The organism is Burkholderia sp. Bp9142 (assembly GCF_003853415.1).
Lineage (GTDB): Bacteria > Pseudomonadota > Gammaproteobacteria > Burkholderiales > Burkholderiaceae > Burkholderia.
Window position 1 is genome coordinate 66,758 of sequence record NZ_QTPP01000020.1, and the last position, 18,837, is coordinate 85,594.

The following is an 18,837-nucleotide window of genomic DNA, read 5'->3' on the forward strand; positions in this document are numbered from 1 at the left end:
TTTTTCCGCCGCCGGGCCGCTTCAAGCGGTCTTCTGCACGTCGAGCTTCAGCTCCTCGATCATTCGTTCGCGCATCACGAACTTCTGCACCTTGCCCGTCACCGTCATCGGCAGCTCGTCGACGAAGCGGATGTAGCGCGGAATCTTGTAGTGGGCGATCTGGCCATGGCAGAACGCCCGCACGTCGTCCTCGGTCATCTGCTCGTTAGCGCGCAGCACGATCCACGCGCACAGCTCCTCGCCGTACTTCGCATCGGGCACGCCGAACACCTGCGCGCTCTGAATCTTCGGATGCCTGAACAGGAATTCCTCGATCTCGCGCGGATAGACGTTCTCGCCACCGCGGATCACCATGTCCTTCAGCCGGCCCACGATGTTGCAATAGCCATCTGCGTCGAGCGTCGCGAGGTCGCCCGTATGCATCCAGCCGTCGACCAGCACCTCGCGCGTCTTCGCGTCGTCGTCCCAGTAGCCGAGCATCACCGAATAGCCCTTCGTGCACAGCTCGCCCGTCGCGCCGACCGGCACGACGTCGCCGTTCGGATCGACGATCTTCACTTCCAGATGCGGCTGGATGCGGCCGACCGTCGTCGTGCGCTTCTCGAGCGGATCGTCGGTCGAGCTCTGGAACGACACGGGACTCGTCTCCGTCATCCCGTACGCGATCGTGATCTCGGACAGATGCATCTGCGATACGACGCGCTTCATCGTCTCGATCGGGCACGGCGAGCCGGCCATGATCCCGGTGCGCAGCGTCGACAGATCGAATTTCCCGAACTCCGGATGATCGAGCTCGGCGATGAACATCGTCGGCACGCCATGCAGCGCGGTGCAGCGTTCGTCCGCGACGGCCGCGAGCGTCGCGACCGGGTCGAATGCCTCGCCGGGGAACACCATCGCCGCCCCCTTCGACACGCAGGCGAGCACGGCCAGCACCATCCCGAAGCAGTGATACAGCGGCACCGGGATGCAAAGCGAGTCCTGTTCGGTGAAGCGCATCGCCATCGCGATCGAGCGCGCATTATTGACGACGTTGCGATGCGTGAGCGTCGCGCCCTTCGGGCTGCCGGTCGTGCCGCTCGTGAACTGGATATTGATCGGATCGGTGGCCGCAAGCGTCGCGCCGATCGCGTCGAGCCGCGCGACATCGAGCGTGTCGCGGCCGCGCGCCATCACGTCCGCGAAGCGGAACATGCCGGCCGGCGCGACCTCGCCCATCGATACGACCGTGCGCAGGCTCGGCACGCGCGCCGCATGCAGGTCACCCGGCGTCGCGCTCGCGAGCTCCGGCGCGATCGCCTGCAGCATCTCGACGTACGCCGACGTCTTGAAGCGCTCGGCCGCGATCACGGCCTTGCAGCCGACCTTGTTCAGCGCGTATTCGAGCTCCGCGAGCCGGTAGGCCGGGTTGATGTTGACGAGGACCGCGCCGATGCGCGCGGTCGCGAACTGCGTGAGCAGCCATTCGCTGCGGTTCGGCGACCAGATGCCGACGCAATCGCCCTTCACGATCCCGAGCGCGGCCAGGCCCGCCGCGAGCGCGTCGACCTCGTGCGTGAATTCGCGCCAGGTCCAGCGTACCTGCTGTTCGCGGAACACGACGGCCGGACGATCGGGAAAGCGATCGGCTGTGTCGAGCAGGAACCGGCTGATCGTCGCTTCGGATAGCGGCACGTCGGTCGCGCCGCGCACGTACGACAGTCCGTTTTCGGGCGCGATCAGCACCCCCAAGCCAAGGTCTGCTGCCATCGATGTCTCCGTCCGTTTTTGTCTGATCGGCCCGGCACGCGACTGATGCGCGCGCCTGCTCCGCCGCGATCGCGGCGGGCAGCCTCTGCACGGATGATGCCGCGCTCCGCTGACGACACTCTGACAGTAAATCGCGGCGGCCGGATGAAATAGCACGACCGGACGATATGATCCGGCCCGCAAAAAACAGACGAAAACGACACACGAAAAAAAAGCAGCCCGAAGGCTGCTTTCTTTCGCGGGATACGCGTGCGCGGCTCAGTGCCGGCTGCGAATCTTCGCCAGACGCTGGATCGCCTCGAGCTGCGCCATCGCGGTCGCGAGCTCGGATTGCGCCTTTGCGAGGTCGAGGTCCGACTTCGCGTTCTGCAGCGTTTCCTCGGCACGCTTGCGCGCTTCCTCGGCTTTCGCCGCGTCGAGGTCCTTGCCGCGGATCGCGGTATCGGCGAGCACCGTCACGGCGCCCGGCTGCACTTCGAGAATGCCGCCTGCGACGAACACGAATTCGTCGTTGCCGCCCTCGACTTCGATGCGCACCGCACCCGGACGAATCCGCGTGATCAGCGGCGTGTGACCCGGCAGAATACCCAGCTCACCCGTTTCGCCCGGCAGCGCGACGAATTTCGCCTCGCCCGAGAAGATCTGCTCTTCCGCGCTGACGACGTCTACTTTGATGGTTGCCATATCGACTCCTGCCGACGGGAGTTAGCGCTTTAGCGCTTACGCCCGTCCCATGCCGCGCTTGGAAAGAGTTGGCGCTTCAGCGCTTACTCTTTCCTCGCGGCGGTCGATCGGAGCGGGCACTTGCGCACCTGCGCCGATCCCATGCACGGCGGGTTGAGCGTGTTGCAGCGGCATGGATGCCGGAATTATCAGTCGGACTGTTAATCCCGGTCGGACCACGCCAGCACGACTCACTCGAACCCTTACGAGATCTTCTTGGCCTTTTCGAAGGCTTCGTCGATCGTGCCGACCATGTAGAACGCCTGTTCCGGCAGGTGGTCGCACTCGCCGTCGACGATCATCTTGAAGCCACGGATCGTTTCCTTCAGCGGCACGTACTTGCCCGGCGAGCCCGTGAACACTTCAGCGACGTGGAACGGCTGCGACAGGAAACGCTGGATCTTACGTGCACGTGCGACCGACAGCTTGTCTTCCGGCGACAGTTCGTCCATGCCCAGAATCGCGATGATGTCGCGCAGTTCCTTGTAGCGCTGCAGCGTCTGCTGAACGCGACGGGTGATCGAGTAGTGCTCTTCACCGATCACGTTCGGGTCGATCTGGCGCGACGTCGAGTCGAGCGGGTCGACCGCCGGGTAGATACCCAGCGAAGCGATGTCACGCGACAGCACGACGGTTGCGTCCAGGTGGCCGAAGGTGGTCGCCGGCGACGGGTCGGTCAAGTCGTCCGCAGGGACGTACACGGCCTGAACCGACGTAATCGAGCCCTTCTTGGTCGACGTGATGCGTTCCTGCAGCTTGCCCATTTCTTCAGCCAGCGTCGGCTGATAGCCCACTGCCGACGGCATACGGCCGAGCAGTGCCGACACTTCGGTACCGGCCAGCGTGAAACGGTAGATGTTGTCGACGAAGAACAGCACGTCGAGGCCTTCGTCACGGAAGTGCTCGGCCATCGTCAGGCCGGTCAGCGCGACACGCAGACGGTTGCCCGGCGGCTCGTTCATCTGGCCGTACACCAGCGCGACCTTGTCGAGAACGTTCGAGTCCTTCATTTCGTGGTAGAAGTCGTTCCCTTCACGGGTACGCTCGCCCACGCCCGCGAACACGGAGTAACCGCCGTGTTCCTTCGCGATGTTGTTGATGAGCTCCATCATGTTGACGGTCTTGCCCACGCCAGCACCGCCGAACAGGCCCACCTTGCCGCCCTTCGCGAACGGGCAGATCAGGTCGATGACCTTGATACCCGTTTCGAGCAGTTCGGTCGACGGCGACAGTTCGTCGAACGCCGGAGCCTTCTGGTGGATCGAACGCGTATGTTCGCTTTCGATCGGGCCGGCTTCGTCGATCGGACGGCCGAGCACGTCCATGATACGACCGAGGGTCGGCTTGCCGACCGGCACCGAAATCGGCTTGCTCGTGTTCTTCACGGTCAGGCCGCGGCGCAGGCCGTCGGATGCACCCAGACAAATGGTACGGACCACGCCGTCGCCCAGCTGCTGCTGGACTTCGAGCGTCAGTTCCGAGCCATCGAGAATGAGCGCGTCGTAGATCTTCGGCATGCTGTCGCGCGGGAATTCCACGTCGATAACGGCGCCGATGCACTGTACGATCTTGCCTTCTACCAAAGCAGCAGTACTCATCGCTTTTCCTTTAAATACCTGATTCTTTACTCGCGCAAAGGCGCAGTTGTCGTCCCGGGCGCGCGCTTAAACAGCGGCTGCGCCGCCGACGATCTCCGACAGTTCTTTCGTGATCGCGGCCTGGCGGCTCTTGTTGTATACGAGCTGCAGTTCGCTGATCACCGTCTTCGCGTTGTCGGACGCGGCCTTCATCGCGACCATCCGCGCCGATTGCTCGGACGCCATGTTCTCCGCGACGGCCTGGTACACCAGCGCCTCGACGTAACGCACGAGCAGTTCGTCGACGACTGCCTGCGCGTCCGGCTCGTAGATGTAGTCCCACGACGTGGCCGGCGTACCGTCATCGGCTTCGAAGTGTTCCGACGACAGCGGCAGCAGCTGCTCGATCACGGCTTCCTGCTTCATCGTGTTGACGAAGCGCGTGTAAGCGATATAGACCGCCGCCAGCTTGCCTTCCGAGTACAGGTCGAGCTGCGTCTTCACCGCGCCGATCAGCTTGTCCAGATGCGGGGTGTCGCCGAGGTGCACGACCTGCGACAGCACCTTCGCGCCGAAGCGGTTCAGGAACCCGAGGCCCTTGCTACCGATCGCGGTGGCTTCGACCTTCTGGCCCTTCTCTTCCAGCTCCTTGAACTTCTGCACCGTCGCACGCAGCACGTTGGTGTTCAGACCGCCGCACAGACCCTTGTCCGTCGTGACGAGGATGATGCCGGCCGTCTGCGCGCCTTCGTTCGCCACCATGAACGGGTGGCGGTACTCCGGGTTCGCGCGGCTCATGTGCGCGGCGATGGCACGGACCTTGTCCGCATACGGACGAGCGGCGCGCATGCGTTCCTGCGCGCGACGCATCTTCGATGCGGCCACCATCTCCATCGCCTTCGTGATCTTGCGCGTGTTCTGCACGCTCTTGATCTTGCCGCGAATTTCCTTCATTCCAGCCATAGCTTGCTCCTTGACCGAAGCGGCGCGGGCGCATCAGCACCCGCGCGGCCTCAGTGTGTCACTCGCGGATCAATAGGCACCGGACTTCTTGAAGGATTCGATCGCCGCGCGCAGCGCGCCTTCGTCGTCCTTCGAGAGATCCTTGGTGTCTTCGATGCGCTTGATGAGGTCAGCGTGGCTGGTCTTCAGGTTGTCGCGCAGGCCCTTCTCGAACGACAGCACTTGCTTGACGTCGAGATCGTCGAGGTAGCCGTTGTTCGCGGCGTACAGCGACACGGCCAGTTCCCACACCTGCAGCGGCTGGTACTGCGGCTGCTTCAGCAGTTCCGTCACGCGGCGGCCGCGCTCGAGCTGCTTGCGGGTCGCTTCGTCGAGGTCCGATGCGAACTGCGCGAATGCTGCCAGTTCACGGTACTGCGCGAGGTCGGTACGGATACCGCCCGACAGCTTCTTCACGACCTTCGTCTGCGCGGCGCCACCGACGCGCGACACCGACACGCCGGCGTTGATTGCCGGGCGGATGCCTGCGTTGAACAGGTCGGTTTCCAGGAAGATCTGGCCGTCGGTAATCGAGATCACGTTCGTCGGAACGAACGCGGTCACGTCGCCAGCCTGCGTTTCGATGACCGGCAGTGCCGTCAGCGAGCCGCTCTTGCCCTTCACTTCGCCGTTCGTGAACTTCTCGACGTACTCTTCCGACACGCGAGCAGCACGCTCGAGCAGACGCGAGTGCAGATAGAACACGTCGCCCGGGTACGCTTCACGGCCCGGCGGGCGGCGCAGCAGCAGCGAGATCTGACGGTATGCCCAAGCCTGCTTGGTCAAGTCGTCATAGATGATCAGCGCGTCCTGGCCGCGGTCGCGGAAGTATTCGCCCATCGTGCAGCCGGCGTACGGTGCCAGGTACTGCATTGCGGCGGAATCCGATGCCGAAGCGGCGACGACGATCGTGTATTCCATCGCGCCCGTTTCTTCGAGCTTGCGCACCACGTTCATGATCGACGAAGCCTTCTGGCCGATCGCGACGTAGATACAGATCAGGTCCTTGCCCTTCTGGTTGATGATCGCGTCGAGCGCCACCGCGGTCTTGCCGCACTGACGGTCGCCGATGATCAGCTCACGCTGGCCACGGCCGATCGGCACCATCGCGTCGATCGACTTGATGCCCGTCTGCACCGGCTGCGACACCGACTTGCGCCAGATCACGCCCGGGGCGATCTTTTCGATCGCGTCGGTCAGCTTCGCGTTGACCGGGCCCTTGCCGTCGATCGGGTTGCCGAGCGCATCGACCACGCGGCCGACGAGTTCCGGACCAACCGGGACTTCCAGAATGCGGCCCGTCGTCTTGACGATGTCGCCTTCCGAGATGTGTTCGTATTCGCCGAGAATCACCGCGCCGACCGAGTCGCGCTCGAGGTTCAGCGCGAGGCCGAACGTGTTGCCCGGAAACTCGAGCATTTCGCCCTGCATCACGTCCGACAGGCCGTGGATGCGCACGATACCGTCGGTCACGGAGATCACGGTGCCCTGGTTGCGAACGTCTGCGCTCGCTTCAAGGCCCTGGATCCGGCTCTTGATCAGCTCGCTGATCTCAGAGGGATTGAGTTGCATTATTCGCTCCTGATAGTCAATTCTGTTGCGTGCCGGCGTGGCGCTCAGGCGGTCAAGGCAGCCTGCATCGATGCGAGGCGCGCGCGAACCGAGGTGTCGAGCACTTCGTCGCCGACCGTCACGCGCACGCCGCCGATCAGCGACGAATCGACTTCGACCGTCGGCTTCAGCTTGCGCTTGAACTTGCGTTCGAGGCCAGAGACGAGACTTTCGAGATCCGCGCCGTTCAGCGGGAATGCGCTCACGATCTCGGCGTCGGCTGCACCTTCACGCTCGTTCTTGAGCGCCTCGAACTGCTCGGCGATTTCCGGCAGCAGCGCGATGCGATGATTGTCGACCAGCATCTGCACGAAGTTCTTCGCTTCGGCGCCGGCCGCGACCGGCGACTTCACCGCAGCAAGCAGCAGCTCGGCCACTTGCGTGCGCGTCACCTTCGGGCTCGACGCGACCGACAGCACTTCCGGCAGACGCGCAACCTGGGCCAGCTCTTGCACGAGCGTGGACCAGGCGGCGATGTCACCTCCCTCGGCCACGCGGAACAGCGCTTCTGCGTAAGGGCGGGCGATGGTTGCAAGTTCGGCCATGATCAGAGCTCGGCTTTCAGTTGATTCAGCAGTTGGGCGTGGGCCGTTTGATCGACTTCGCGCTTCAGGATCTGCTCGGCGCCCTTCACGGCCAGCGAGGCGACTTCGCCACGCAGCGCTTCGCGCGCCTTCACGATTTGCTGTTCTGCTTCCGCTTTCGCCTGGGCGACGATGCGGGCGGCTTCAGCCTGGGCGTTGGCCTTGATTTCCTCGGCGACCGCCTGGGCACGCTTTTCGGCGTCGGCGATGCGCTGCTGGCCGTCGTTGCGGGCCTGCGCGAGTTCCTGGTCCACGCGCTTGTGCGCTGCGTCGAGTTCCGCCTTGCCCTTCTCCGCGGCTGCGAGGCCGTCGGCGATCTTCTTCGAACGTTCGTCGAGGGCGTTGATCAACGGCGGCCACACGAACTTCATCGTGAACCACGCGAGGACCAGGAACACGACCATTTGCGCAAACAGAGTTGCGTTGAGATTCACGGTGTTTCCTTATCTGCTATTCCGGAAAAATGAAACGGTAAGGCGCTCATCGAGTTGCATTCGATCAGCGCCCCAAGTCTCCGTTCCGCCCTGCGCCGGCTTGCGCCGGACGCATATTTCCGAGGAACCTTAGCCTGCGACGAGCTTCGACAGGAGCGGGTTCGCGAACGCGAACAGCATTGCGACACCAACACCGATCAGGAATGCAGCGTCGATCAGGCCGGCCAGCAGGAACATCTTCGTTTGCAGCGGGTTGATGAGTTCCGGCTGACGCGCGCAGGCTTCGATGTACTTGCCACCCATCAGCGCGATACCGATACAGGCGCCGATTGCACCCAGGCCGATGATGATGCCGATACCGATGGCGGTCAGACCCTGGATGTTGGCGATGTAAGCTTGCATGATCACTCCTTTGTGAAAAGACTTGGAACTGAGATTTAAAAAACTAAAACGGAAACTCTTTTTTGCACGCCGCGCTTAGTGCTTGTCGTGCGCCTGGCCGAGATACACCAGCGTCAGCATCATGAAAATGAATGCCTGCAACAGAACAATCAGGATGTGGAAGATTGCCCAGACGCTACCCGCGATCACATGACCAACGAAGCCGAGGAACGTTGCGTCGCCACCGAAGCTCCACATGCTGCCGAGCAGGGCGATCAACAGGAACAACAGCTCACCCGCATACATGTTGCCGAACAGCCGCATGCCGAGGGAGACGGTCTTCGCGAGATATTCGACGATGTTCAGCGCGAGGTTCGGGATCCACAGCAGCGGGTGGGCGCCAAACGGGGCCGACAGCAGCTCATGCACAAAGCCGCCCGCGCCCTTGATCTTGATGCTGTAGTAGATCATCAGGACGAACACGCCGAGCGCGATGCCGAGCGTGCCGTTCAGGTCGGCCGTCGGGACGATGCGATGGTGGGAAATCATGTCCGACAGACCGAGCAGGCCGATCACGCGGCCCGGCAGGTCGACGGGGAGAAAGTCGAGGGCGTTCATTAGCGCGACCCACACGAACACCGTGAGGGCGAGCGGAGCGATGAAGGTGCGGTTGCCGTGGACGATGGCCTTCGATTGGTCTTCGACCATTTCGACGAGCATCTCGATCGCGCACTGGAAGCGGCCCGGCACGCCCGAGGTCGCCTTGCGGGCGGCCAGACGCAGCAGGAGGATCGTCACGATGCCGCACACGATCGACCAGAACAGCGTGTCGAGGTTCCAGACGTGGATGTCGAAAATCGACGTCTGATGCGAGGTGGAGAAATTCTGCAAGTGGTGCGCAATGTACTCGGACGGATCCGGACCGCGCGTGCCTTCGCTAGCTGCCATATCGTTAATGCCACCCAAATTGTCGAAAATCGTTTTGCCCCGTTCCGCAATACGCTATTGCGGGAACGGGCCGGTGCGGTTCGTTGTCGAAACCGCACGCTGCTTGTTGCTTACCGCCAGGCCAGCGCGATCCAGTACGTCTTCAGCACGACGAGGTAGGTGACGAGGAGTGCCGGCCAGTGCACGCCGGCATAGCCGTACGCCACTGCGGCGAACATCCCGACCGTCACGCCGAGCTTCAGGGCTTCGCCCATCACCCAGCTCATCACGGTGGCCGAGCCACCTGCCTTCAGTCGTGCCACGAACAACGCGCTTGGCACCCAGCCGATCGCCCCGCCCAGAAACGCGGATTGCGCAGCGGCGCCCGGCGACTTTGAAAACAGCCACCACGCCAGCGTTGCAACCAGGGACAAGACCACCTGCGCGATCACCACCTTGTAGGGGGTTACGCGCGACGGCTTGCTCACGTTCGGCCCGAACAGCCTCTCGGCTTCCGTCCGCGTGAGCGGAACGATGTTGTTATCTTGTTGCTCGGCATCCCAGTCGTCACCATCGGACTCGCGCCGCTCGCCGGCCGCTGAAGCGGTGCGTTGCGCTCTGTGATCATCGTGCCCGTCGTTCGGCGCCTGACCCGCCATCGCAATCTTCCGCAAAATCCTTGAACCCGGCCCCAAGCTTTCCGAAAGCTTTCAGGGGTGCCTAGCTAACAAATCCGGGCGATTGTAAGCGATAGTTGCAAGTGATTCAAGGCTTTAGACGCGACAAAAACCTGCGTAAAACGACGCCTCATCATGTGAAAAACACGCGAATCTACGACGTCCGATAACAGTTGTAAGGTCGGTTCTTTGCAGCCGTATTTCTTGCGCGAAAAAGTCCGGCGGCGAGGCAACGACGCGACATCGATGCCTGGTGCGGGTGCCACCGCCGCGACGCGGTTGCAGCAGGAATTCTGCTGTGGCTCGGCCACGGGAAATGACTCGACGCATCGATGCGGGACAGGCCAAATACTGTGACCACCCCCTCGAACGCGATGCGCGAAATACGCTCGGCTGCGCGCGAGCCGATGGTCGCAATCAGTTGTTGTGCCGCCACAGAAGATCGACTGTGAATCGACGCACTTATCAACAGCCCGCGTTTCGCCATGACCGCCGACGCCGTGCGCCCTCCCCGCCAAGCTCGCAGCCCGCCCGCACCGCACTTGTCCGAATCGCTCAGCCGTGAACGAGCAACCACGCACCCAGTGCCGCGCTCACCAGCGCGAACGGAATCGACACGAGGTGAAACGGCAGCCACATGCGCGGCTCCTTCGCGAGACGCACCGCGATCAGGTTCGCGAGCGAGCCGATCGCGAAACCGAAGCCGCCGACCGATACGCCGAATGCGAGCGCACGCCAGTCGTGCGTGAATTCCGACAGCAGGATCGCCGCCGGCACGTTGCTGATGCCCTGTGACAGCACCGCGCCTGCCGCGAACACGCGCAGCGGCGAATCGAGATGGGTCCGCGCGATCGCGTCGTGGACGACGGGCAGCGCGGCCGCGCTGCGCAGCACGACGAACATCAGCACGAAGATCAGCAGCAGCAGCCAGTCGATCTTCAGGACTGCATCGCGTTTTGCCACCAGCAACGCGATCACGACGGCAATCAGGCCCGGCACCGGACGGTGCGCGTCGGCGAGCAGCACGAACGCACCGAACAGCACCGCCGCAAGCAGCGCATGCGTGCGCTGCACGGGAACGACCTCGACGTCTCCGGACAGGTCGAGCGGCTGTGCGCGAAACGCGCACGCCGTCAGCACGAGCAGCAAGGCCATCAGCGCGAGGGCAAGCGGCCCGAGCTCGACGACGAAGCGGCCGAACGACACGCCGCTCAATTGCCACAGGAACAGGTTCTGGGGATTGCCGAGCGGCGTCGCGACGGACCCGGCATTGACGGCAAGCGCAACCACGATCACGAGCCGGCGGAACGGCAACGGCGTCAGCGCGCGCAGCGACACCATCAGCGGCACGACGACGAACAGCGCGACATCGTTGGTGAGCCACATTGCGAGCACCGCCGCAAACACGACGAGCAGCATCGCGAGCCCGCGCTCCGAATGCACGTGATGCACGATGCGATGTGCGAGCCACATCAGGCACCCGGACAACTCGAGCGCCTTGGTCAGCATCAGCAAACCCGCGAGCGTCGCAACAGTCTGCCAGTCGACGCGATCGACCAGCGCGTCGAGTGGTTGCGGACGCAACCATTGCAGAATAATCAGGGCAAACGCCAGCACCGACAGCACCGGCTCCTGTAACAGCCAGCCAAGCCACCGGCGCGGCGCTACCGCGCCCGTGTTCACCATCGATCCCGCCTCGTCATTCTTCAGTTGCGACGTTGCCGCGCAGGCGCATGAGGATGCCCTCGAGCGCATCGAGGTTGCCGAAGTCGATCATCACCTGCCCTCGCCCGCGGCGGCCGAGCTTGATTTTCACCGTCGACGCGAGCAGGTCGGATAACTCTTCCTCAAGACGGCGCGTGTCGCGGCCGCCGTCATCCTTCGCGCGCGCCTTCACGGCCGGCACTTCCTTGGTCGTGTGCGCAACCAGCTTCTCGGTCTCGCGCACCGACATGCGCTTGTTGACGACCTGGTGCGCGAGCGTGATCTGCGTCGCCGCGTCGACCGCGAGCAGCGCACGCGCATGGCCCATGTCGAGATCACCGGCCAGCAGCATCGTCTGCACCGGCGACGCGAGGTTCAGCAGGCGCAGCAGGTTCGACACGGCGCTGCGCGAACGGCCGACCGATTCGGCCGCCTGCTCGTGCGTGAAACCGAATTCGTCGAGCAGGCGCTGGATACCGTGCGCCTCTTCCAGCGGGTTCAGATCCTCGCGCTGGATGTTCTCGATCAGCGCCATCGCGGCGGCGGCCTGATCCGACACGTCCTTCACGAGCACCGGCACTTCGTCGAGACCGGCCAGGCGTGCCGCGCGGAAACGGCGCTCGCCGGCGATGATCTCGTATTTGTCAGATGAAATGGGCCGTACCAGGATCGGCTGCATCACGCCTTGCGCGCGGATGCTGGCCGCCAGCTCCTGCAGGCTGCCTTCATCCATCCGCGTCCGCGGCTGGTACTTGCCGGCCTGCAGCTTGCCGAGCGCGAGCGTGTTCGGCGCCCCTTCGATCTTCACCGCTTCGGTGATGTCCGCACTGCCGCCGAGCAGCGCTTCGAGGCCACGTCCCAAGCCCTTCTTCTTTGGTACCGCGTTCATGTCTTTCTTCCTCGCTTCGCTCATGTCCGGATCACGACACCTCGAACGCGCGCACGCGGTCGATCATCTCGGCACCGAACTGGAGATACGCCTGCGCACCGCGCGAGTTGCGGTCGAACACGACGCCCGGCAACCCGTAACTCGGCGCTTCCGCCAGGCGCACGTTGCGCGGAATCACCACGTCGAACACCTTGTCGCCAAAGTGCGCTTTCAGTTGATCGGAGACTTGCTGCTGCAGCGTGATGCGCGGATCGAACATCACGCGCAGCAAGCCGATGATCTTCAGGTCGCGGTTCATGTTCGCGTGAACCTGCTTGATCGTGTTGACGAGATCCGACAGCCCTTCCAGCGCGAAGTACTCGCACTGCATCGGGATCACGACGCCGTGCGCGGCGCACAGTCCGTTCAGCGTCAGCAGCGACAGCGTCGGCGGGCAATCGATCAGCACGAAGTCGTAGTCGTCGGCCACGTGTTCGAGCGCGGCTTTCAACCGACGCTCGCGATTGTCGATGCTGATCAGCTCGATCTCGGCACCGGACAGCTCGCGGTTGGCCGGCAGTACGTCGTATGTGACGCCTTCCGGACGCACCCGCGCGTCCGTCACCGATACGCCGTCGACCAGCACTTCGTACACGGTCGACTCGCAGGCGGCCTTGTCGATCCCGCTGCCCATCGTGGCGTTGCCCTGCGGGTCGAGATCGATCAGCAGGACTCGTTGCTCCTGCGCTGCAAGGCTTGCGGCGAGATTGACCGATGTCGTCGTCTTGCCGACGCCCCCCTTCTGGTTCGCAACGCAGAAGATCTTTGCCATCGTTGGTGTGTTCCCTTTACCTTCAAACAAACGGCGCGCTACCGCGCGCCTTCAATTCGCCACGTCGACGGCAACCTCGATCAGATGCCGTTCGGCATCGAGCATCGGTACCGCCAACCGTATCGTCTGCTTTACGCGACTGCCTTCCGGCAGCCGTGCAATTTCGTCATCCGGGTGGACACCCTTCATTGCCCAGATCGATCCGCCGGGCGCGACGAGATGTCGAGCAAGTTTAACGAAGTCGGATAGATCCGCGAAGGCGCGGGATACGATGATGTCGAATTTTTCCGGCACTTCGACACCCGGCTGCAGCGATTCGACCCGCCCGGTGACGACCGACAGGTTCGCGAGCTTCAGCTCCGCGCGCATCTGCGTCTGGAATGCAGACTTCTTCTGCACGATATCGTTCAGCGTCACCTGCCAGTCCGGCTGGACGATCGCCAGCACGATACCGGGCAACCCGCCGCCCGAACCGACGTCGAGCACGCGTGCCGATGCACGGTCACGTAGATGCGGAACGATGGAGAGCGAATCGAGAATGTGCTGGATCAGCATCTGCCTCGGGTCGCGGATCGCGGTCAGGTTGTAGACCGCGTTCCACTTGCCGAGCAGCGCGACATAGTCGAGCAGCTGGTTGCGTTGTGCATCCGTCAATGCGATGTCGAGCGCGGCCGTGCCGTCGACGAGCATCCCTTCGAGTACATCCCGATTAACCGCCGGCGCGCGACGCGCCGTCATTGTTGCGTCGGGACGGTGCCGTCCCCCTGCTCGGTCGCCTCTGCGGCGGTGCCGTTACGACGGCCGAGGCCACGGCGCTTCAGGTGCACCATCAGCAGCGAGATCGCGGCCGGCGTGACGCCCGAGATCCGCGATGCCTGCCCGATCGTTTCAGGCCGGAACTCATTGAGCTTCTGGCTCACTTCGAACGACAGGCCGCGAACCTCGCGGTAATCGATACCGTCCGGCAGGCGCGTGTTCTCATTCGCATCATTGCGTTCGATCTCGCTCGCCTGACGCTCGATATAGCCCTGATATTTGATGCCGATTTCCACCTGCTCCTTGATCTGCTCGAGCAGCACCGGATCGTCGGCAAGCGGCTCCGCCGGCGCCCATTCGCCACCCTTCAGGCCGCAGACGCCGTCGTAGCTAACGCCCGGGCGGCGCAGCAGCTCGGCGAGGCTGTACTCGTGATCGATCGCCTTGCCGAGCAACGCGGTCGCCTCTTCCGGCGGCAGCGTCTTCGGCGTGACCCACGTCGACTTCAGTCGTTCGGTTTCACGTGAAACAGCGTCGCGCTTCCGGCTGAATGCGTCCCAGCGCGCGTCGTCGACGAGGCCCAGTTCGCGGCCAAGCTCGGTCAGTCGCATGTCCGCATTATCTTCACGCAGGCTCAGGCGGTACTCCGCACGGCTCGTGAACATCCGGTACGGCTCGGCCACACCGCGCGTGACGAGGTCATCGACCAGCACGCCAAGGTAGGCCTGGTCGCGACGCGGGCACCATGCGTCCTTCTCCTGCACGTAGCGGCCGGCGTTCAGGCCAGCCAGCAGGCCTTGCGCGGCCGCTTCTTCGTAACCGGTCGTGCCGTTGATCTGGCCCGCAAAGAACAGCCCGTTGATCGCCTTCGTCTCGAGCGACGCCTTCAGCGCGCGCGGGTCGAAGTAGTCGTACTCGATCGCGTAGCCAGGGCGCAGGATGTGCGCGTTCTCGAGGCCGCGCATCGAGTGCACGAGTTCAAGCTGCACATCGAACGGCAAACTCGTCGAAATCCCGTTCGGGTAGAACTCGTTGGTCGTCAGCCCCTCCGGTTCGAGGAAGATCTGATGCGATTCCTTCGACGCGAACCGATGGATCTTGTCCTCGATCGACGGGCAGTAACGCGGTCCGACGCCTTCGATTACGCCTGTATACATAGGCGAACGGTCGAGCCCGCCGCGAATGATGTCGTGCGTGCGCTCGTTCGTATGCGTGACCCAGCACGGCAGCTGCTGCGGATGCTGCTCCGCGCGGCCCAGGAACGAGAACACCGGAATCGGATCGAGATCGCCGGGCTGCTCGTCCAGCTTCGAAAAGTCGATCGAGCGGCCGTCGATACGTGGCGGCGTACCCGTCTTCAGGCGGCCCTGCGGCAGCTTCAGCTCCTTCAGGCGCGCCGACAGCGACACGGCCGCCGGATCGCCGGCGCGACCGCCGGTGTAGTTGTTCAGGCCGACGTGGATCTTGCCGTCGAGGAACGTACCGGCCGTCAGCACGACCGCACGTGCGCGGAAGCGGATGCCGATCTGCGTGACGGCGCCGACCACGCGGTCGCCCTCGACCATCAGGTCGTCGACGGCCTGCTGGAACAGCCACAGGTTCGGCTGATTCTCCAGCCGATGGCGGATCGCAGCCTTGTACAGGATGCGGTCAGCCTGCGCACGCGTCGCACGCACCGCCGGGCCCTTCGACGAATTGAGGATCCGGAACTGAATACCACTCTCGTCCGTCGCGGCAGCCATCGCGCCGCCGAGCGCATCGACTTCCTTGACCAGATGACCCTTGCCAATGCCGCCGATCGACGGATTGCAGCTCATCTGGCCGAGCGTTTCGATGTTATGGGTCAGCAGCAGCGTCTTCGCACCCATACGGGCCGATGCCAACGCGGCTTCCGTGCCGGCGTGCCCGCCACCGACGACGATGACGTCAAATTCTGTGGGAAAAAGCATGGTGGATTCCGTACGCAGGACTGCGCACGAACCTATCTGAGAAATGTATGGGCCGAATTATAGCGGGTTCGCTTTTCACCCGAAGGCCATCCGAATGGTAGGGCCTGTTCATTTGACCGTTTTTTTCGACCGATCGACCAAGCTGTGCCGCCCGCCCCCCGCCCCGCGGCTGCAACGCCAGCCTGACCTCGACGCACATCATCAAGCTGTGCAAAACCGGGCATCGGACAGCGGCTCGCGAAACTCGACATCGCCGCACCGTCACAGCATTTCCGATCGATAGCCCGGTACTTGTCCCCTGTGCAGTTCGTCTCGCGGCAATAACGAGCTGTCGCGCATGCACCGCTCGTTACCCTGTGCGCCCCGGCGCGATGGGCACCCGCTCCCATCACAGCACTTCCGCTTGTTGTTCCGGCACTTATCCCCAACCCTGGTTCACCGACGCATCGCCCTGCTCCCGGAAACAAAAACGGCGTGTTTCACGTGAAACACGCCGCCGATCTCCCGCCAACCGCCCCGACCATCAAGCCGTTTTTTTCGCCAGCCCGAGGTAGGTTTCGATCACCTGCGGATTCTGTGCCAGCTCAGCCGCCGGCCCTTCCAGCGCAAACTCTCCCGTCTCCAGTACATAGCCGTAGTCCGAGATCTGCAGTGCCGCCCGCGCGTTCTGCTCGATCAGCAGCGTCGCGACGCCTGTGCCGCGCAACGCGCTGATGATATGAAAAATCTCCTTCACGATCAGCGGCGCCAGCCCGAGGCTCGGCTCATCGAGCATCAGCAGGTCGGGCTTGCCCATCAGCGCGCGACCCACCGCAAGCATCTGCCGCTCACCGCCCGACAGTGTACCGGCTGCCTGCTTGCGTCGCTCCTTGAGCCGCGGAAACAGCGTGAACACGTGGTCGAGCTGGTCGAGGAAGTTCGATTCCCCCGCCAGCTTGCGGCGGTATGCGCCCAGCACGAGGTTGTCCTCCACGCTCATCGTGCTGAACAGCTCGCGCTTTTCCGGCACGAGACACATCCCGCGCGCGACGCGCTGCTCGACCGGCAGCGCACCCACGTCGTTGCCGCGGTACACCACCGCGCCCGACGCATGCCCGGTCACGGGCAATGCGCCCATGATCGCGTTCAGCAGCGTCGACTTGCCGGCCCCGTTCGGGCCGATCACGCTGACGATCTGCCCAGCGCCGACCTTGATCGCCGCACCGTGCAACGCCTCGACCTTCCCGTACCGCACCGCCAGTCCCCGCACCTCGAGAATCGGCATCGTCGTGTCCGCCATCACTCCACCCCGCCCAGATACGCTTCGAGCACCGCCGGGTCCTGCTGCACGTCCTGCGGCAGCCCTTCCGCGATCCGCGTGCCGAATTCCATCACCACCAGCCGGTCGGTAAGGTTCATCACGAAATCCATGTCATGTTCCACGAGCAACACGCTCATTCCTTCGGCCTTCAAGCGCCGCAGCAGATCGGCGAGCTGCTGCTTCTCCTGGTAGCGGAGCCCGGCGGCCGGCTCGTCGAGCAGCAGCAGCGTCGGATCGCAGCACAGCGCGCGCGCGATCTCGAGAATCCGCTGCTGGCCGAGCGCGAGGCTGCCCGCTTCGTCGTACATGTGCCTTTCGAGCCCGACGCGGCGGATCTGCCGCGCCGCTTCGGCCAGCAACTGCGCTTCCTCGTGCGCATTGAGGCGCGCAACGCTGCGCCAGACGCCCGTATGGCCGCGCAGATGCGCGCCGATCGCGACGTTCTCGAGCACCGTCATCGTCGGCAGCAGCTTCACGTGCTGGAACGTGCGGCCGATCCCGCGCCGGACGATCTGGCGCGACGTGAGCCCGTCGATCCGCTCGCCGCGGAACGTGATCGTGCCGCCGGTCGGCTGCAGCACGCCGGTCACGAGGTTGAACGTGGTCGACTTGCCGGCGCCGTTCGGGCCGATCAGGCCAATGATCTGCCCCGCCTTAACGTCGAAACTGACGTCGTTGACGGCCACCAGCCCGCCGAACTGCTTGCGCGCGTTGTCGACGACGAGCAGCGGCTCGCCCGCCACGGGCTTCGCACGCTGCGGCAACGGATCGGCATGGTCGGGCACATGCGCGCGCGGCCCGCGCGGAAACAGCTTCGCGACGAACGGCCACACGCCCTGGCGCGCGTACTGCAGCAACAGCACCATCAGCACGCCGAACACGATGATCTCGAAGTTGCCTTCCGAGCCGAGCAGCTTCGGCAACAGCGTCTGCAGGTAGTCCTGCAGCACGGTGAGGATCGCTGCACCGAGCACCGCGCCCCATACATGCGACACGCCGCCGACGACGGCCATGAACAGGAATTCGATCCCATGGTTCAGCCCGAACGGGGTCGGATTCACCGCGCGCTGCAGATGCGCGTAGAGGAAGCCCGATACGGCCGCGAGCACGGCCGCGTAGATGAAGATCACGACGCGCATCCATGCGGTGTTCACGCCCATCGCCTCGGCCATCACGCCGCCGCCGCGCAGCGCGCGGATCGCACGGCCGGGCCGGCTGTTGAGCAGGTTCTGCACCGACACGATCGCCGCCAGCACGACGGCCCAGATCAGGAAGTACAGGCTGCGGCCGCTTCCGAGTTCGATGCCGAACAGGTTCAGCGCCGGTATCCCGTTGATCCCGTCGTACTTGCCGAGCAGCTCGAGGTTGCCGAACAGATAAAACAACGCGAGGCCCCATGCGATCGTGCCGAGCGGCAGGAAGTGCCCGGACAGGCGCATCGTGACCGCACCGAGCACGAACGCGACGAGCGCCGTCAGCACGACGCCGACGATCAACGCGAGCCACGGCGACACGCCGTATCGCGTGGTCAGGAACGCCGTCGCATACGCGCCGATGCCGACGAACGCAGCCTGCCCGAAGCTCGTCATCCCGCCGACCCCCGTCAGCAGCACGAGCCCGATCGCGACGATCGCGTAGAGGCCGATGTAGTTCAGCAGCGTGATCCAGTATTCGGGCACCTGCAGCGCGCCGGGCAGCACCGGCAGCGCGAACAGCACCACGAGAAACACCCAGAAGGTCTTGTTGCGTACCATCGTCTTCAT

17 protein-coding genes are annotated in these 18,837 nt (G+C 63.9%); all 17 read right to left on the reverse strand.

Annotated features, from left to right (window positions below; genetic code table 11):
- Window positions 1–21 precede the first annotated feature (21 nt).
- The gene (locus tag DIE22_RS21815) at window positions 22–1,749 is read right to left on the reverse strand and encodes an AMP-binding protein (RefSeq protein ID WP_124606088.1); all 1,728 of its coding nucleotides are present in this window, start codon (window positions 1,747–1,749) and stop codon (window positions 22–24) included.
- Between the two features lie 258 nt (window positions 1,750–2,007).
- Window positions 2,008–2,433, reverse strand: coding sequence for a F0F1 ATP synthase subunit epsilon (locus DIE22_RS21820; RefSeq protein ID WP_006477288.1), 426 nt, complete (start codon window positions 2,431–2,433; stop codon window positions 2,008–2,010).
- Between the two features lie 242 nt (window positions 2,434–2,675).
- Window positions 2,676–4,070, reverse strand: coding sequence for a F0F1 ATP synthase subunit beta (gene atpD, locus DIE22_RS21825; RefSeq protein ID WP_021160446.1), 1,395 nt, complete (start codon window positions 4,068–4,070; stop codon window positions 2,676–2,678).
- 66 nt (window positions 4,071–4,136) lie between these two features.
- On the reverse strand, window positions 4,137–5,012 hold the full coding sequence (atpG, locus tag DIE22_RS21830) for a F0F1 ATP synthase subunit gamma (RefSeq protein ID WP_124499691.1): 876 nt from the start codon (window positions 5,010–5,012) through the stop codon (window positions 4,137–4,139).
- Window positions 5,013–5,081: 69 nt separating this feature from the next.
- Window positions 5,082–6,623 (reverse strand): F0F1 ATP synthase subunit alpha, encoded by a 1,542-nt coding sequence (gene atpA / locus DIE22_RS21835; protein WP_006756467.1) that lies wholly within the window; start codon window positions 6,621–6,623, stop codon window positions 5,082–5,084.
- A gap of 44 nt (window positions 6,624–6,667) precedes the next feature.
- Entirely contained in the window at window positions 6,668–7,207 is a 540-nt protein-coding gene (locus DIE22_RS21840; RefSeq protein WP_014895498.1) for a F0F1 ATP synthase subunit delta, read from the reverse strand.
- 2 nt (window positions 7,208–7,209) lie between these two features.
- Window positions 7,210–7,680: a F0F1 ATP synthase subunit B gene (locus DIE22_RS21845; protein WP_006751767.1), complete on the reverse strand. Its 471-nt coding sequence runs from the start codon at window positions 7,678–7,680 to the stop codon at window positions 7,210–7,212.
- A gap of 129 nt (window positions 7,681–7,809) precedes the next feature.
- Window positions 7,810–8,082, reverse strand: a complete 273-nt coding sequence (gene atpE, locus DIE22_RS21850; protein WP_021160442.1) for a F0F1 ATP synthase subunit C — start codon at window positions 8,080–8,082, stop codon at window positions 7,810–7,812.
- Between the two features lie 75 nt (window positions 8,083–8,157).
- Window positions 8,158–9,009, reverse strand: coding sequence for a F0F1 ATP synthase subunit A (gene atpB, locus DIE22_RS21855; RefSeq protein ID WP_124499690.1), 852 nt, complete (start codon window positions 9,007–9,009; stop codon window positions 8,158–8,160).
- Between the two features lie 110 nt (window positions 9,010–9,119).
- Window positions 9,120–9,647, reverse strand: coding sequence for an ATP synthase subunit I (locus DIE22_RS21860; RefSeq protein WP_124499689.1), 528 nt, complete (start codon window positions 9,645–9,647; stop codon window positions 9,120–9,122).
- 573 nt (window positions 9,648–10,220) lie between these two features.
- Window positions 10,221–11,351 (reverse strand): SLC13 family permease, encoded by a 1,131-nt coding sequence (locus DIE22_RS21865; protein ID WP_124606089.1) that lies wholly within the window; start codon window positions 11,349–11,351, stop codon window positions 10,221–10,223.
- 13 nt (window positions 11,352–11,364) lie between these two features.
- The gene (locus DIE22_RS21870) at window positions 11,365–12,258 is read right to left on the reverse strand and encodes a ParB/RepB/Spo0J family partition protein (RefSeq protein ID WP_124499687.1); all 894 of its coding nucleotides are present in this window, start codon (window positions 12,256–12,258) and stop codon (window positions 11,365–11,367) included.
- Between the two features lie 31 nt (window positions 12,259–12,289).
- Window positions 12,290–13,069 (reverse strand): ParA family protein, encoded by a 780-nt coding sequence (locus DIE22_RS21875; protein ID WP_124499686.1) that lies wholly within the window; start codon window positions 13,067–13,069, stop codon window positions 12,290–12,292.
- A gap of 51 nt (window positions 13,070–13,120) precedes the next feature.
- Window positions 13,121–13,807, reverse strand: a complete 687-nt coding sequence (gene rsmG / locus DIE22_RS21880) for a 16S rRNA (guanine(527)-N(7))-methyltransferase RsmG (protein WP_124606090.1) — start codon at window positions 13,805–13,807, stop codon at window positions 13,121–13,123.
- Window positions 13,804–15,774, reverse strand: a complete 1,971-nt coding sequence (mnmG, locus tag DIE22_RS21885; protein ID WP_124499684.1) for a tRNA uridine-5-carboxymethylaminomethyl(34) synthesis enzyme MnmG — start codon at window positions 15,772–15,774, stop codon at window positions 13,804–13,806. Before mnmG ends, rsmG begins: the two co-directional genes overlap by 4 nt.
- Before the next feature lie 523 nt (window positions 15,775–16,297).
- Window positions 16,298–17,053 (reverse strand): ABC transporter ATP-binding protein, encoded by a 756-nt coding sequence (locus tag DIE22_RS21890; protein WP_124606091.1) that lies wholly within the window; start codon window positions 17,051–17,053, stop codon window positions 16,298–16,300.
- Complete coding sequence (locus DIE22_RS21895) at window positions 17,053–18,837, reverse strand: ATP-binding cassette domain-containing protein (protein WP_124499682.1); 1,785 nt, start codon at window positions 18,835–18,837, stop codon at window positions 17,053–17,055. The genes DIE22_RS21890 and DIE22_RS21895 overlap by 1 nt, the downstream gene beginning before the upstream one ends.